The organism is Deltaproteobacteria bacterium, from assembly GCA_019308995.1.
Taxonomy (GTDB): domain Bacteria; phylum Desulfobacterota; class Desulfarculia; order Adiutricales; family JAFDHD01; genus JAFDHD01.
The window spans coordinates 1-15,089 of record JAFDHD010000010.1; the positions used below are offsets into that span (position 1 = coordinate 1).

Here is a 15,089-nt window from a genome sequence, read left to right on the forward strand (position 1 = left end):
GCCGCCTTTTTCTGGTTCGATTCGCACAGGGTGACGGTCCAGCTCGGGCGGACAGTCTTGAGCACCAGCCCGGGCAGGCCCGCGCCTGAACCCAGGTCGAGGACTCTCAAGGGGCCTTGAGGCAGAAAAGGCAGCGGGGCCAGGCTGTCGGCCAGGTGCCGCACCACCGTATCGGCCGGGGTGGAGGGGCCGATGAGGTTGATCTTTTTGTTCCAGAGAATGAGTTCAGAGAGATAGGTCAGGAGCATGGAGACCTGGGCGTGGTCTAACTTAAGGCCCAGTTTTTGAGCGGCTTTGATGAGAAGCCTGTCCAGAGGCATGGCCTGCCAGTTTTTTTCTGTTTCACGTGAAACATTTCGGTGTGTCATAGTTTTATTTCATTTATTCAGGGGGGAGCTTTTTAATAAAAAGTTCCCCCCTGAAACCCCCCTCAAAAATTTTCAACAGGGGCTGCGGCGGCGTGTGTCGCCGCAGCCCTGACAGTTTTTTGGGAGGGGGCTTGGGGGAACCGTTTTTTTTCAAAAAAAGGGTTCCTCCAATGATTTCCCCCAACTCACTTACCCAGGCAAAATTTTTCAAAAATCCGGTCCAGGATCTCATCCGTAGTGGTCTGGCCGGTGATAAGGCCGATTGCGTCCAGGGTTGACCTGATCTCCAGGGCAATCAGTTCAGGCGCCAGGTCCTGTTTAAGGCCCTGGATGGCGCGCCTCAGAGGCGACCTGGCCTGCTGAAGCGCCTGTTTATGCCTGAGGTTTGGCGCCAGGTGAGGCACATGGTTCGGGCTGGTCCGGCCGCCGGTTACATTTTCAAAGATCTGGGCCTTCAGTTCGGCCAGGCCCTCGCCGGTCTTGGCGGAAACGGACAGGGCCGGAATCGAACCCAGGAGCTCCTGAGCCTCCGGCATGGAAAAGGCCGGGGCCAGGTCGGCCTTGTTCAGGACAGCAATGGTGTGATCGTTCCGGGTCAGGGAAAGGATGCGCCGATCCTCGTGGCTCAAGGGCTGGCTCCGGTCCAGGACGAACAGCACCAGGTCGGCCGCGGCCAGCCGGGCCGCGGCTCGCCGCTGTCCTTCGGCCTCAGCCTCGTCTCTGGCCGTTGCTTCCAGACCGGCCGTGTCTACCAGGGTCATGGGCACGCCTTCGATGAGGGCCTCGACCTCGATGACGTCCCGCGTCGTGCCCGGGGTGGGGGTAACGATGGCGCGTTCATCCCTGGCGAGCCGGTTCAGCAGGCTGGACTTGCCCACGTTCGGCCGCCCGATGATGGCGGCCTGAAGGCCCTCGCGATAGATGCGGCCGGATTCATAGGCCATAAGGAGCCTGTCCAGGGGCCCCAGAACCTCATCTGTCAATCTGCTCGCCGCCTCCGCGCCCTGGATGATCTCGGCGTCTTCGTCCGGGAAATCCAGGGCGACCTCAAGATGAGCCAGGACGTCAATTAGAGGTTCTTTGAGCGCTTCCACTTCCTGTTGGAGTTCGCCGCTGAGCTGGGCCAGGGCCAGGTCGGCCTCAGCCTGGCTGCGCGCCGCCACCAGTTCGGCCACGGCCTCGGCCTGGGAGAGGTCAATGCGGCCGGCCAGAAAGGCGCGTCTGGTAAACTCCCCAGGCTCGGCCATGCGGGCCCCGGCGGCCAGGACCAGGTCCAGGATGCGACGGGTTACGACCGGCCCGCCGTGCGCATTGATCTCAACCACATCCTCACGGGTGTAGGTGTGGGGGCTGCGCATACAGGAGCAGAGGACCTGATCCACGGCGCGGTTCGTTTCAGGGTCAACGATCTCTCCGAGGTAGAGCTTATGGAACGCAAGCGGATGGCGGGACCCGGTCGGCCGAAAAATTTTTGCAATAATGCTCAAGCTGTCCGGGCCGGAGAGGCGGACGATGGCGATGCCACCCGGGCCGACGGCCGTGGAGATGGCCGCGATGGTGGCGGAATGAGGGAGCCGTTCCATATCGTTGCCCGGGAGTCTTTTGCAGGGTTTTAGACCTTCCTGATGGACGGTCTAACCAGTCAGCCGTTCTTTTCTATTCTTTCGGGGCCTGTGACTCCAGTTCCTCAGAACCGTGATTCGTTTCAAGGTCGGTCAGCTCTTCCTGTGCCAGGGCGGATTCAGTATCTGGCATGGACGGGGCTTGAGCTTCAAAATCTCCGACCGGCTGTCGGTCTTGAGGGGCGCGGTCTGGGAAGATCATAATTTTCTTATAATTGCCTTCGCCCTTGCTGCGTGTCGTCAATCCCGATTCGTTTTTAAGGGTCAGGTGGACGATGCGCCGTTCCTGGGCAGAAAGGGCGCTGATGCTAACCGGCCGCCGGGTGCTGCGGGCCTTGTCGGCCATGCGGTGGGCCAGGTTGATCAAGGCGTCGTGCCGGCGGGTGCGATAATCGCCGGTGTCAACGATGACATGGCAGCGCTCTGCCTGGGAGCGGTTCACGATTTTGTTGACCAGGAACTGAAAGGCGTCAAGGGTTACGCCTTTCTTGCCAATGAGCAGGCCGCTGTTGTCTCCTTGAATATTAAGGATGATGCGGTCATTGATTCTGGAGACGGCCACCGAGGCCTCCAGAGGCATCCTTTCAAGGATACCTTCCAGAACCTCCCGGGCGTGGGTCATGGCTTCCTCTTCAGGGCCTTGATACACCTCCTCGCCGGGCCCGGGCACGGTAGGCGAAGTCAGCGCTGAAATATCTGGCTGAGGCCTGGGGCCTGGAATTGGTTCGGTCCGGTGCTCCGGCGCTCTCTTCTCCTTTTTAGGTCCCGGCCGGGGCGTCCGGGCGGTCGTGTCTGTGGCCGGAGCGGATGAAAAGGGCGGGGCTTCAGGTTTTTCAGGGGCCGCTTTGGGGGTCCTGGTTCCGGGCGGAGCGGAGAGCTTCTCTTCTATGGTGACCTTGATGCGGGCTTTTTTCCCGGATAGAAGTCCAAAGATTCCGGAAGTGCCGGTGGAAAGGATTTCAAAATTCAGTTCGTCCTTGGCCAGGTGTAATTGACTGCAAGCTTTTTCTATGGCCTCTTCAGTGGTTTTTCCTTCAAATTCGATTGTGGGCATATGAGCCTCCGTGTTCTAGGACGCGAATTTATTGGTGTAGAATTGTTGGCCGATGGTAAGCAGGTTATTGACCAGCCAGTAGAGAACCAATCCCGCGGGAAAGTTGAGAAAAATAACGGTGAAAAAGAGGGGCATGAACATCATGATCTTCGCCTGGGTGGGGTCCCCGGGCATGGGCTGCATTTTTTGCTGAAGAAACATGGTCGCGCCCATGAGCAGGGTCAGGACCGGGATGCCTGACGGTTCCTGCATAAAAGGGATCTGGAAGGCAAAGTTAAAAAGCCGGTCCGGAGCGGAAAGGTCCTGAATCCAGAGCCAGAAAGGCGCATGCCTCAGTTCGAGCGAGTAATCCAGGAGGCGATAGAGGGCGATGAAAACCGGTATCTGGATGGCAATGGGCAGGCAGCCCCCCACGGGGTTGACTTTATAACTCCGATATAACTGCATCATCTCCTGGTTCATGGCCTGCCGGTCATTTTTATATTTTTCCCGCAGTTTCACGACTTTTGGCTGGAGCTTTTGCATCTCCCTCATGGACTTTTGGCTTTTATGCGTCAGCGGAAAGAAAAGTATCTTAATGAGGATGGTCAGGACGATGATGGTGACCCCGTAGTTCTTCACATACTGGTGCAGCCAAAGCATGAAGACAAGAATAGGCTTGGCCAGGATATCGAACCAGCCGAAGTAGATCGAACGCACCAGCCCGTTGTTGAGCGACTTGAGCAGCTTGTAGTCCTTGGGGCCGTAATACAGGGCATAGCGGTAAGATTTCTCGGTGTGAGGCGCCAGCATGACCGCGGAGTTGATCAGGCTGAGGCGCAGTCCGCGTTCTCCGAGGGGAACGGCCTTGACCTTGGTCTTGTCCTGTCTTTCCGGCAGAGCCACGGCCAGGAAATACTGATCCTCATATCCGGCCCAGATCAGGGAGTAGTTGCCTTGCTTGATCTTGGCCAGCCCCTTCTCGATCTTGTCAATCTTTATTTCATGAAGGTCGTCGCCCACCAGGAGACCAAGTCCGGCGAAAGAGTAGCGTTTTTTTCGCTTAAACGCGCTGCTGGTCAGTTCGAGCACCAGGTTGTCGTCAATGGTCTCTGCGGACAGGTTGCGAAGCATCACCTCCAGGTCTATCAAATACGAGTCATGGTGAAAGGTGAAAACCTTGATTACTTCCAGGCCGTCCTTTGTTTCATGGGTGAAGGTCAGCCGCTGCCGCTGACGGGCGGAGTTGACGGTGATGGTTTCCCTGTCCGCAGAAAAATGGGCCCTGCCAAGTCCGGGCACCGAGTCAGCCAGGAAGTATGTTCGTAAAGGAAAATCCTGCGGCGACTCCACCGTGACCAGCTCCTTGGGCGGAGAACCCGGGCTGGTGTCTAGGCGGTATTTATCAAGGGTTAAACTGGTGAGACGGCCGCCGGTCTCGGTAAACCGGGCGGTGTAAAGGTCGGTTTTAACGATAACTTCCTTGGCGGAACGATAAACGGTCTCCTGGGGAAGGGGTTTGGTCGTTCGGGTCGGAAACTCCGTTTCCGCTGTTCGGGTGACCGGCGCAGCTCTTTCACCAGCGCGTTTAGCTATCTCTTCTGAAGGGACTGTAGTAGGCTCTGGGGCCTTAGGCTCAGGCCCGAAGAAATATGACCAGATGACAAAAACAGCAATGGAAAGGGCAAACGCCAGTAAAACTCTTTTTTCCATAAGTCGCTCCGTGTATGAACTCTCGAAACCAGCAAGACAGACAGCCCCTTGATTTACGGGACAGGGTCATAACCGCCAGGATGCCAGGGATGACACTTCAATAGCCTGATCGCAGTTAGCCGAAGCCCTTTCAATGGCCCGTACTTTTCCAGTGCCTGGCAGGCATAGCAGGAGCAGGTTGGATGAAAACGACAGCTCGGTGGGAACAAGGGAGAGATAAAATACTGATACGCCTTGATGAAATAAAGAAAGGCCTTTTTAAAGACCGTACTGACCATGATTCAATGAATCGCTTGCCTGATCAATTCTCTCTGTTCTCTTTCAAACGAGTCGGCGTCCATATCAGCAGCACCTCGGGAAACAATGATCAGCAGGTCAAGCCCTGCTGGCAGGAAGTGCTTGTGGGTGCGGAAAAATTCGCGCACGCGCCGTTTGACTCGGTTTCGCTTCACCGCTGAGCCAACCTTCTTACTTGCCGTGATTCCAAGACGGGCTTGAGGCAGCTGATTCGGTTTAACCAGTAAAAGAAAGTGGTCGGTCTTAATGCGCCGGCTTGGATTTTTCGAGACCGCCAGAAAATCTCCCCGTTTTAGCAGACGCTCTTTTTTCGTGAATCGGAACTGTCCCATCTTTTTTAAGGGCAGGCAGCCCCTCTTGGGAAAGCAATCCTAATTTACTACGTTCCAAAAAGATCTCTGGTTACGCTGAAAGCCGTTTTCTGCCTTTGGCCCGTCTATGCTTTATTATCTGCTGGCCTCCTTTGGTTCTCATTCGGGATAGAAAGCCGTGGGTTCGTTTTCGTTTGATATTGCTCGGCTGAAATGTTCGCTTCATTTATATCTACGCATCTTTCTTAAAGATTTATATGGATTATATACCTAACAGGAAAAAAAATCCATGTCAACGACTTCTTAGGCTTTCGTTTTAAAGTAAAGATAACACCCGTCGCTTCTTAAGGCCCGAGTCGGCTTCCCTGCCTCTGCCACAGGACAGATTTGCCTTCCTTAGCTTTTCATGGAGGCGACCCGTTTTCTCAGGCAATGCTTATTCATCCGAGCCAGGGCGGAAAAAACCGTGCTGTCTTGCCTTGCGATAAATAATTTACAATGGCAGGCTCCTGTTTCCGGGCTCGGGTCAAAGATGATAAGCATAGCCGTACGATGGACCTTGTGTTAAAATATAATTTATCTTAAGATCAGGTCAGGAGAGGCTTCATGTCCAATTCCTGGAAGAAGAAGGTGGTTTCCCCGGATCGGGTGCTCGAAAGGATTAAGCCCGGCATGAGCATTTTTATCGGGACGGGCGTGTCTGAACCTCGGACCATGGTCCAGCACCTCCTGACTTCAGACGCCTCAAACCTCAGGGACCTGGAACTGATCCAGCTCATGAGCTTTGGGGACGCCATCACCATGGAAGAACGCTACCCTAAAAAATATCGGCTAAAAACCTTTTTTTCAGGGTGGGTGGCCAGCGAGGCCGTTACCGCGGGCCGGGTGGACCTGATTCCCTGCAATTTTTCGCGCATCCCTCTTCTAATCGAGTCTGGCGCGATCAAGATTGATATCGCCTTTGTTCAGATTACACCTCCGGATGACAAGGGCTACGCCAGCATCGGCGTAGCGGTTGATACGGCCAGAAAGGCCATGGACCAAGCGTCTCTGGTGGTGGGAGAGATCAATGAGCACGTTCCCCACACCATGGGCGACACCTATGTCCACGTTGATGACTTCGATTTGTTAGTGCAGGCGCAAGAGCCGCCCATCACCTTTGAACGCTGGCCCCTGGATCCGATTATTAACAAGGTTGCCGCCAACCTAGCCGCCTTGATTGATGATGGCAGCTGCCTGGCCTTTGCCACCGGCCATCTGTTTGAAGCCCTGGGAAGGCACCTGACTCACAAAAGGCACCTTGGCATCCATTCTCCATTTTTTACCGACCCGCTTATGGACCTGGTCAACTCCGGCGCCGTTTCCAACCGGCGCAAGAGCTTCTTCCCGGGCAAGTCTCTTGTGTCTTACGCCCTGGGCACTCCGGAGCTAATGCGCTGGCTTCATCAGAACCCGCTGGTTGAATTTCAGGGAATAGACGTTGTCGGGGACCCCAGGAACATCGGACTCAATGATAACTTCGTGGCCATCCTGCCCACCCGCAAGGTGGACCTGACCGGAAGAATCGCCATGCACATCGGCCGGAGTAACGTGGCTTATGCCATGGGCGAGACCCTGGAAGTTTTTTCCGGGGTGCAGCTTTCCCGCGGCGGGCGTATCATCTGCGCCCTGACCAGCCGAAACCTTAAAGGCGAACCAAACGTCCGGGTTTCAATCGAGGACTTCCCCAACCAGATCACCTCGCGCGAGGCCTTGAACATGATCGTCACCGAGTACGGGGTCGTCTCTCTCGCCGGCCGGACCGTGCGGGAGCGCGCCCTGGCCTTGATAGATATTTCCCATCCTGACGACAGGGCCGAACTGGTGCGGCAGGCCAAGGAGGCCAACCTCCTCTACCCGGACCAGATCTACCTCTCAGAGGCCGGACATCGTTATCCTCAGGAAATCACAACCTCATACACCTTTAAAGACGACCTCAGCCTTCGCTTTAGAGCCATCAAGCCATCAGATGAAAATGGCATGAGAAAACTGTTCTACCGGTTTTCCGACGAATCGGTCTATTATCGCTACTTCAGTCCGATCAAGGCCATGCCGCACGCGGAGATGCAGGAATACGTGAATATTGACTACAGCAACACCATGTCCATCGTTGGATTGCTCGGGCCTGAAGGCGATGGCAATATCGTAGCCGAGGCAAGGTATGTGCGCAACAGGAAGCGTCCCTATGCTGACGTGGCCTTCATCGTAGATGAAGATTATCAAGGCAAAGGCATCGCGAGCTTCATGTATGAAACGCTGATCAGGATCGCCCGACAGCGCGGTATCGAAGGGTTTACCGCGGACGTGCTGGGCACGAACCGAAGGATGCTGCACGTCTTTGAAAAGGCCGGGTTCCCCATTAAGTCCGTACTGGTCAACGGCGTCTATGAATTGACCATCCCGTTCAGTCATCCCACCCAGAAAGACGATAAAGGCAAAACACGGGTTCTCCGGTCCAGGGCCGTCGGTTAAAGAAAACAGGCCCTCCTCAAAAACGAATTTGAGGAGGGCCTGAATTACCTGTGGGCTGACGCCCTGTGTTCAGAGGAATCAGGAGAGGACCTTTTTAAATTCTTCCGTCATGACCGGAACGGCGTCAAAGAGATCGGCCACGATACCATAATCGGCCTTCTGAAAGATAGGGGCTTCTTCGTCCTTATTCACGGCCACGATGAACTTAGAGGAGCTCATGCCTGCCAGGTGCTGAATTGCGCCTGAGATGCCGCATGCGATATACAGGTTCGGGCTGACGACTTTGCCAGTCTGGCCGACCTGGTCGGAATGGGGCCGCCAACCGGCGTCCACGGCTGAACGGGAGGCGCCGACGGCCGCACCCAGCACAGCGGCCATCTCTTCAATGATGACGTAATTTTCCGGTCCCTTCATGCCTCGGCCGCCGGAAACAATAATATTAGCCTCGGTCAGTTCGATCTTGCCGCTTTCTTCCTTGAGGACCTCCGTGACCTTGGTCTTGAGTTCAGAGGCGTCAACACTGAAAGGCACATTGACTACTTCGGGTTTCTTGCTTTCATCCGGCTCAACCAGGTCCATGACGTTGGGCCGGGACGTAGCTATCTGGGGATCGCCAGCCGGTATGATTTCAGCCATGGCCTTGCCCGCATAGATAGGGCGCCTGGCTACTAATTTTTTATCGGCATTAAGTTCGAGTTCAATACAGTCCATGGCCAAACCGACCCCGAGCCTTGCGGCCAGTCGTGCCGAGAGGTCCTTACCCTGAACCGAGGCGGGTATGAGCAAGATAGCCGGGTCGTTCTCCTTGACCAGGTTGGCGATCGCGGCGGTATAGGCGTCGGTGGTGTATTGCTGGAGCGCGTCATCCTCAACGACAAAGACCTTGTCAGCACCGTAGGCGCCCAATTTATCGGCCTCGCCCGCCACTCCGGCGCCCAGCAGGACCCCGGTCACGTTCGTGCCTATCTCATCGGCCAGGCGACGGGCCGCACTGGCGACCTCGAAGCTCACCTTTCTCAACTCACTATCCCTCTGCTCGGCGACAAACCAAATTCCTTCTGCCATTTCTCTATCTCCTTTTTATATCTGCCTAAACGATTTTGGCCTCTTCGTGGAGTAAACGAACCAGTTCAATCGCCTTCTCCTCCGCGGTCTCACCATCAATAACCTTTCCAGGAGGCCGTTCCGGCGGCGGTGTAAGCTGAACCACTTCCAGCTTGCCTTCAGGTGTGACGCCCAGGGAGGCGGGATCTTTTTTATCCATCGGCTTTCTTTTGGCCTTCATGATCCCGGGCAGGGAAGCGTAGCGGGGTTCATTAAGACCTTTCTGGGCCGTAATAAGGGCCGGTAACCCGGACTCGATTACCAGCGTCTGGCCTTCGATGGGCCGCTGCACGGTTACCTTGGACTGGTCATCAGCCACATCCACTTTGACGATCAGGGAGAGCTGAGGAATCCCTAAGAACTCGGCTAGGGCGGCCCCGGTCTGGGCCTGATCGTTGTCTACGGCCCGCTGTCCGCAGAAGACCAAATCATAAGGCACCTCTTTGATGGCCGCTGCCAGAAGCTCGGCCGTGGTATAAGGGTCCAATTCACCCCCCTCAGTCTCGACATGAATCGCCTTGTCCACGCCCATGGCCAGGGCTGTACGGATGGCCTCGACTATTCGGGCCGGGCCGACGCTCGCCACGGTTACAGTTCCTTTGAATTTTTCTTTCAGTTTTAACGCTTCCTCCACACCATACTCATCATAGGGGTTCATGACCCACTTGATGTCGCTGGCGTCAATGGACTTGCTGTCCCCGGAGATCTTAATTTGAGCCTCGGTATCGGGAACCTGTTTCAGGCAAACGACAATTTCCACAACATCCTCCTTTTCTTAAGCCACAATCGGCCGCCCTTAAAGGCATGCCATCTTTTTTCACTAAGGCTTATACAGGTTTCTATCTATAGCGCTGCTGCCTCTTCGTAAAACGACTTGTCCTCGATCAGGTTACAAGGGCGGTCTTTTGTGTATCTCCCTTTTTAAATTGCGCCTTGAACCTAACCCCCTGTTTTTGATCATGGAACTCGATATTGAAATGAGTTCCTTCCGCTTAGCCGAATACTACAACCCCGCCACGGTGTCAAGGCTTTTTAAGGATTAAGTTTTATTTTTCCCTTAGATAGTTAAAAGCGGAACAGCGCTTTAGAGGAGTTTCATAAACTAGGCTCCCCTTAAAGACAGGCCAAGAAATCTCTTGTGTTTTTAAATGGATTGCTATATAAGGACATATTCAAAAACGAGAGGGGGTGGGGCAGGATTCAGTAAGATATTTAGCCAAAAGACATTTGTAGGACTTTTCAATCATCCCAAATTAAAACAACTTAATGAGGATAAGCTAATGAAGAAAAGTATTCTTTTCATATGGTCTTTTGTATTAACAATCGTATTGATTTCCCCGGCCGCTATATGTCAGGCAGCGGAGCCTTACAAAATTGGTTGTGTCTTTGCGATAACCGGCCCCGCGTCATTTTTAGGGGAGCCCGAGCGGAACTCAGCCAAAATGTTTGAAGAGGAAGTTAACGCGGCTGGAGGCATCAATGGTCATGCCGTTAAAGTAATCATTTACGACACCGAGGGTGACGCCACCAAGGCGAAAACCAGGGTCGAGCGGCTGATTCGAAAAGACAATGTCCTGGCCATCGTTGGACCATCCCGGAGCGGCACCACTATGGCTGTTATTCCAGTCGTAGAAAAGGCCGAAATACCTTTCATCTCGTGTGCGGCCAGCATCAAAATTGTTGAGCCGGTCAAAAAGTGGGTCTTCAAGACTCCCCAGACCGACACCTCGGCTGTTGAAGCCATTTACACACACATGAAAAAGGACGGCCTGACTCGGGCGGCTCTTCTGACCGGCACCACCGGCTTCGGGGCCGGCGGCCGGGTCCAGCTCAAGGCGGTGGCTCCGAAAATGGGGATCACCATTGTGGCTGACGAGGTCTTTGGCCCCAAGGATACCAGTCTGACGGCACAGCTTACCAAGATCCGCGGGACCGACGCCCAGGCCATCATTGGCTGGACCATTGCCCCGCCACAGGTCATCATGCTTAAAAACTGGAAACAGCTGGGCATGGATAAAAAATTTCGATTTTATGAGAGCCATGGATTTGGCAGCAAACGTTACATTGAGCTGGCCGGCGGCGCGGCAGAGGGTGTCTACGCCCCGCTTGGCCGGGTGGTTTTTGCGGATATCCTTCCCAAATGGAATGCCCAGCGAGAATTCGCCTTAAATTACAAGACCAATTACGAGAAGAAATTCAAATCTGAAATCAGCACCTTTGGCGGGCATGCCTGGGACGCTTTGCACATGCTCAGGATAGCCCTGGAAGCCGTCGGTCCAAACAAGGCCAAGATTCGTGACTACCTCGAAAACGTCAAAGGGTTTGCCGGTACGGGCGGTATCTTCAATATGTCGGCCCTGGATCATTGCGGCCTGGATGCCAGTGCTTTCGAGATGGTTGTAGTCAAGGATGGAAAGTGGGCCTTGATTGATTAGTCTTCCTTATTATTGACTTCCCATCAGTGCATTAACTATTGTTGATTGGGATCAATCTAGCGCTAAGTTGCTTTCAGAAAGGCAATACTTTCAGCGGTGTCTCTGCCAGTTGCAAAGGGGGGAGGCAGTCTTGTGCCAGAAATTTTAGAAATTGCTTCGCCTCGGTCGCAATGACAGCACAGATACGGACCTTTTTCTGATTGCAGCTTAGCTGACAGCCCTTCAGACGCAGGGGCCGGACTCATGTCCGGCCCTGATAACTTTTGGTACTTTTGGTTATGGAAGACTACGGATTTTTAAGCCAGCTTGTGCAGTACATCCTGACTGGCATTACTTTGGGCAGCATCTATGCCATTGTCGGTGTGGGGTTCAACATTATTTATAACGCCACGGAGATCATTAACTTTGCCCAGGGTGAGTTTGTCATGCTGGGCGGGCTGGTCATGATCACCCTGGTTAACTTCGCCCATCTGCCCATGCCTCTCGCGTTTCTCCTGACGGTGATCATCGTCAGCCTGGTGGGCTTGCTCATTGAACGGCTAGCCATCTTCCCTCTCAAGGAAAGTTCTGTTTTACGGCTGGTCATCATCACCATTGCCCTTTCTATTCTGATCAAGGGTCTGGCCATGTTCACCTGGGGTAAACAGTCATTCGCTTTAAGGTCTTTTTCCGGCGACACCCCCATACCTTTTCTGGGGGCCTCGGTTATCCCCCAGACACTCTGGATTATTGGAATCACAGTGGTGCTGGTGATTCTCTTGAGCATCTTTTTTTCCAGGACGATCATTGGCAAGGCTATGAGTGCGTGCGCGGACAACCCTGAAGCAGCCTCTCTGGTAGGCATTAACACCCAGCGCATGGTCATGCTGGCCTTCATGCTTTCGGCTGCCTTGGGGGCTGTGGCCGGGATGATCATCACGCCTGTTGCCTTGATGGAATACGACCGGGGAGCCTTGCTGGCGCTCAAGGGCTTCGGGGCGTGTATTTTAGGGGGGCTGGGGAATTTCTACGGCGCCGTCGTGGCGGGCATCATCCTGGGTCTGATCGAATCTCTGGGAGCGGGGTTGATATCATCCGGTTACAAGGACGCCATGGCCCTGGCGGTGTTGCTTCTGGTCCTGTTCATTAAACCCAGCGGTCTTTTTGGCAGCGCTGAAGTAAGTAAGCTGAAGAAGTTCTAGAATGGGGCGCAAGAATACAATCGGTGTGCTGGGCCTGGCGCTTTTCATCTTGTTTTTTCCGCTCACAGGGCGTATTCCGGCCATCTCCCACTATGTGGACATCATGACTTTTATCGGGCTGACGGCCATGATCACCATGGGCCTCTCGCTGCTCATGGGTTATGCCGGTCAGATATCCCTGGGTCATGCCGCTTTTTACGGCCTGGGCGCCTATACATCTGGTGTCCTAACTGCCAAGTTCGGGATCAATCCCTGGCCAGCAATTCTGGTGGGAGTTCTTCTTTCAGCCGCCGTGGCCGTGATTGTCGGTTCCCCGTCTCTCAAGCTCCGCGGGCATTACCTGGCCATGGCCACCCTGGCCTTCGGAGAAATCATCTACATCATTTTCAACGAATCAATAGCATTGACCGAAGGGCCGGACGGATTTGGCAACATCCCTCACCTGTCCCTCTTCGGCTTTACCTTCGATACAATCCTGGCTAATTACTACCTTATCTGGGCCGTAGCGATCCTTATGCTTATTTTCAGTCTCAACATTATACACTCACGGGTCGGGCGGGCCTTGATGTCCATCCATGGCAGCGAGGTTGCGGCCATGACCATGGGGGTTAACGCGGCCAAATTCAAGATCCAGGTCTTTGTCATCAGCGCGGTCATGGCCTCGATCGCAGGCAGCCTTTATGCCCACTATGTTCAGTTTATCAACCCTCCGGTCTTCGACCTGTTTTTCTCTATTAAATTAGTCATGATGGTGGTTGTTGGCGGTATGGCCAGTGTCTGGGGCGCCATTCTTGGGGCGGCCTTAATCACCTTTCTGCCAGAATGGCTTATATTTTTAGAAGACTTCGACATCCTGGCCTATGGTCTGGTTCTGCTGTTGATCATCATGTTTCTGCCTAAAGGACTGTCCAGCCTCACGGGCGTACTTTACCGGCTGGTCGCTCCGCGCTTGAAATCCGGAAGTTGAAACGTCTATGGTTCGTTCTGAAAACATCCTGGAGATTTCATCACTCAGTAAAACCTTCGGGGGACTGGTAGCAATCTTTGATCTGGACTTCACCGTCTCCAGAGGCATGATCAAGGCTATCATCGGCCCCAACGGCGCCGGGAAGACCACCCTTTTTAACCTCATTTCCGGTGTCCTCCCGTCCGACACCGGGGAGATCATCTTCAACAGCCAGCCCGTTACAGGGCTCAAGACCTACCAGATCGCCGACCGCGGCATCTCCCGCACCTTCCAGACGATCGAGCTTTTCAGCGAGATGTCCGTCTTGCAAAACGTTATGATCGGACGGCATGTCCGGACGAAAAAAGGGGTCCTGAGCGTTGGGCTGAAACTGCCAGGCTCGCGGCGGGAAGAGAAAACCATTTTAGAAAAGGCCAGATACTACCTCGAGTTTGTGGGCCTGAGCCATAAGGCCGATCAGGAGGCGAGCAGCCTCCCCCTGGGGCAGCAAAAGCTCCTGGAGATCGCCCGGGCCCTGGCCACGGAGCCTAAGCTCCTCCTCCTGGATGAACCCGCGGCCGGCCTGAATGAAACCGAAACAGAAACAGCGGCCCGGCTCTTTCAAACCATTCAGGATGCAGGGATTACCGTCATCCTGGTAGAGCATGACATGAGCCTGGTGATGAATGTGGCCGAAGAAGTCATGGTGCTCAACTACGGCCGCAAGATTGCGGACGACAGGCCGGAGGTGATTCGCTCCGACCCTGAAGTCATCAACGCCTACCTGGGCGTAGATATCGGATATGCTTGAGGTTACAGATTTAAAAGCTTCTTACGGCGGAATCCAGGCCCTCAAAGGCGTCAACCTGAAGGTTGAGGAGGGAGGCCTTGTGGCCATTATCGGGGCCAACGGCTCAGGTAAGACAACGCTGCTCAAGTCCATCTCCGGCCTCATCCGGTCCAAAGAAGGCCGAATCATCTTCCAGGGCCGTGAGATCACCCGGTCTCTGCCTCGACAAATCGTCAGTCTCGGCATTGCCCTGGCCCCGGAAGGGCGCCAGATTTTCGCCAGCCTCAGTGTGGAGGACAACCTTAACCTTGGGGCCTTCCTGTACTACCGCCGCAAGAATCGAGCAACAATTAAGGCTCTGAAAAAAGAGATTTATGAGTTATTCCCGGTCCTCGAAGAACGCCACTCCCAGCTCTCCGGGACATTGTCTGGCGGGGAGCAACAGATGCTGGCCATCGCTCGGGCCATGATGGTCAGGCCCAAGCTGCTCATTCTGGATGAGCCATCCATGGGCCTGGCGCCTCTCTTTGTGCAGGAAATATTCAAGGTTCTGGAACGACTGAATCAACAAGGGGCCACCATCCTTCTGGTGGAACAGAACGCTCGCGCCGCCCTCAAGGTAGCCCGGTATGCCTATGTCCTGGAAACCGGGGTCGTATCCCTGGAGGGCCAGACTGACAACCTTCTGGCCGACGAAAAGATAAAGAAGGCCTATCTCGGGGGTTGAACGTCTTTTGATTATTTCGCCGGAAATAAGGATTGGTTATCAAACCTTAAC

The 15,089-nt window shown here is 54.5% G+C and carries 15 protein-coding genes; 6 read left to right on the forward strand and 9 right to left on the reverse strand.

Going from position 1 to position 15,089, the window contains the following annotated elements:
* The 7 genes from JRI95_03500 to rpmH form a co-directional block, all read right to left on the reverse strand.
* On the reverse strand, positions 1-320 hold a 320-nt coding region (locus JRI95_03500), incomplete at its 3' end, for a class I SAM-dependent methyltransferase (GenBank protein MBW2060611.1).
* A gap of 233 nt (positions 321-553) precedes the next feature.
* Positions 554-1,951: a tRNA uridine-5-carboxymethylaminomethyl(34) synthesis GTPase MnmE gene (gene mnmE, locus JRI95_03505; GenBank protein MBW2060612.1), complete on the reverse strand. Its 1,398-nt coding sequence runs from the start codon at positions 1,949-1,951 to the stop codon at positions 554-556.
* 73 nt (positions 1,952-2,024) lie between these two features.
* Positions 2,025-3,044 carry a Jag N-terminal domain-containing protein gene (locus JRI95_03510; protein MBW2060613.1) on the reverse strand — a complete coding sequence of 340 codons (1,020 nt, stop codon included), beginning with the start codon at positions 3,042-3,044 and terminating at the stop codon, positions 2,025-2,027.
* A 15-nt stretch (positions 3,045-3,059) separates the two neighbouring features.
* Entirely contained in the window at positions 3,060-4,736 is a 1,677-nt protein-coding gene (yidC, locus tag JRI95_03515) for a membrane protein insertase YidC (protein ID MBW2060614.1), read from the reverse strand.
* 53 nt (positions 4,737-4,789) lie between these two features.
* Entirely contained in the window at positions 4,790-5,014 is a 225-nt protein-coding gene (yidD, locus tag JRI95_03520) for a membrane protein insertion efficiency factor YidD (GenBank protein MBW2060615.1), read from the reverse strand.
* Positions 5,015-5,017: 3 nt separating this feature from the next.
* Positions 5,018-5,365, reverse strand: a complete 348-nt coding sequence (gene rnpA, locus JRI95_03525) for a ribonuclease P protein component (GenBank protein ID MBW2060616.1) — start codon at positions 5,363-5,365, stop codon at positions 5,018-5,020.
* Between the two features lie 70 nt (positions 5,366-5,435).
* Positions 5,436-5,570, reverse strand: coding sequence for a 50S ribosomal protein L34 (rpmH, locus tag JRI95_03530; protein ID MBW2060617.1), 135 nt, complete (start codon positions 5,568-5,570; stop codon positions 5,436-5,438).
* 380 nt (positions 5,571-5,950) lie between these two features.
* Between rpmH and JRI95_03535 the strand changes: the two genes are divergently transcribed.
* Positions 5,951-7,855 (forward strand): GNAT family N-acetyltransferase, encoded by a 1,905-nt coding sequence (locus JRI95_03535; protein MBW2060618.1) that lies wholly within the window; start codon positions 5,951-5,953, stop codon positions 7,853-7,855.
* A gap of 78 nt (positions 7,856-7,933) precedes the next feature.
* Here the strand turns inward: JRI95_03535 and JRI95_03540 are convergent, their stop codons facing one another.
* Together JRI95_03540 and JRI95_03545 are read right to left on the reverse strand one after the other, a co-directional pair.
* Positions 7,934-8,920: an electron transfer flavoprotein subunit alpha/FixB family protein gene (locus tag JRI95_03540; GenBank protein ID MBW2060619.1), complete on the reverse strand. Its 987-nt coding sequence runs from the start codon at positions 8,918-8,920 to the stop codon at positions 7,934-7,936.
* 25 nt (positions 8,921-8,945) lie between these two features.
* A complete protein-coding gene (locus JRI95_03545; GenBank protein ID MBW2060620.1) occupies positions 8,946-9,719 on the reverse strand; it encodes an electron transfer flavoprotein subunit beta/FixA family protein in 774 nt (257 codons plus the stop codon).
* A 520-nt stretch (positions 9,720-10,239) separates the two neighbouring features.
* Between JRI95_03545 and JRI95_03550 the strand changes: the two genes are divergently transcribed.
* The 5 genes from JRI95_03550 to JRI95_03570 all read left to right on the forward strand — a co-directional run bounded on the left by JRI95_03550 (position 10,240) and on the right by JRI95_03570 (position 15,038).
* Positions 10,240-11,394 carry an ABC transporter substrate-binding protein gene (locus tag JRI95_03550; GenBank protein ID MBW2060621.1) on the forward strand — a complete coding sequence of 385 codons (1,155 nt, stop codon included), beginning with the start codon at positions 10,240-10,242 and terminating at the stop codon, positions 11,392-11,394.
* Positions 11,395-11,672: 278 nt separating this feature from the next.
* Entirely contained in the window at positions 11,673-12,575 is a 903-nt protein-coding gene (locus JRI95_03555; GenBank protein MBW2060622.1) for a branched-chain amino acid ABC transporter permease, read from the forward strand.
* Position 12,576: 1 nt separating this feature from the next.
* Positions 12,577-13,542: a branched-chain amino acid ABC transporter permease gene (locus tag JRI95_03560; GenBank protein ID MBW2060623.1), complete on the forward strand. Its 966-nt coding sequence runs from the start codon at positions 12,577-12,579 to the stop codon at positions 13,540-13,542.
* Positions 13,543-13,549: 7 nt separating this feature from the next.
* Positions 13,550-14,332: an ABC transporter ATP-binding protein gene (locus JRI95_03565; protein ID MBW2060624.1), complete on the forward strand. Its 783-nt coding sequence runs from the start codon at positions 13,550-13,552 to the stop codon at positions 14,330-14,332.
* Positions 14,325-15,038, forward strand: coding sequence for an ABC transporter ATP-binding protein (locus JRI95_03570; protein MBW2060625.1), 714 nt, complete (start codon positions 14,325-14,327; stop codon positions 15,036-15,038). The genes JRI95_03565 and JRI95_03570 overlap by 8 nt, the downstream gene beginning before the upstream one ends.
* The last annotated feature ends 51 nt before the right edge of the window (positions 15,039-15,089 follow it).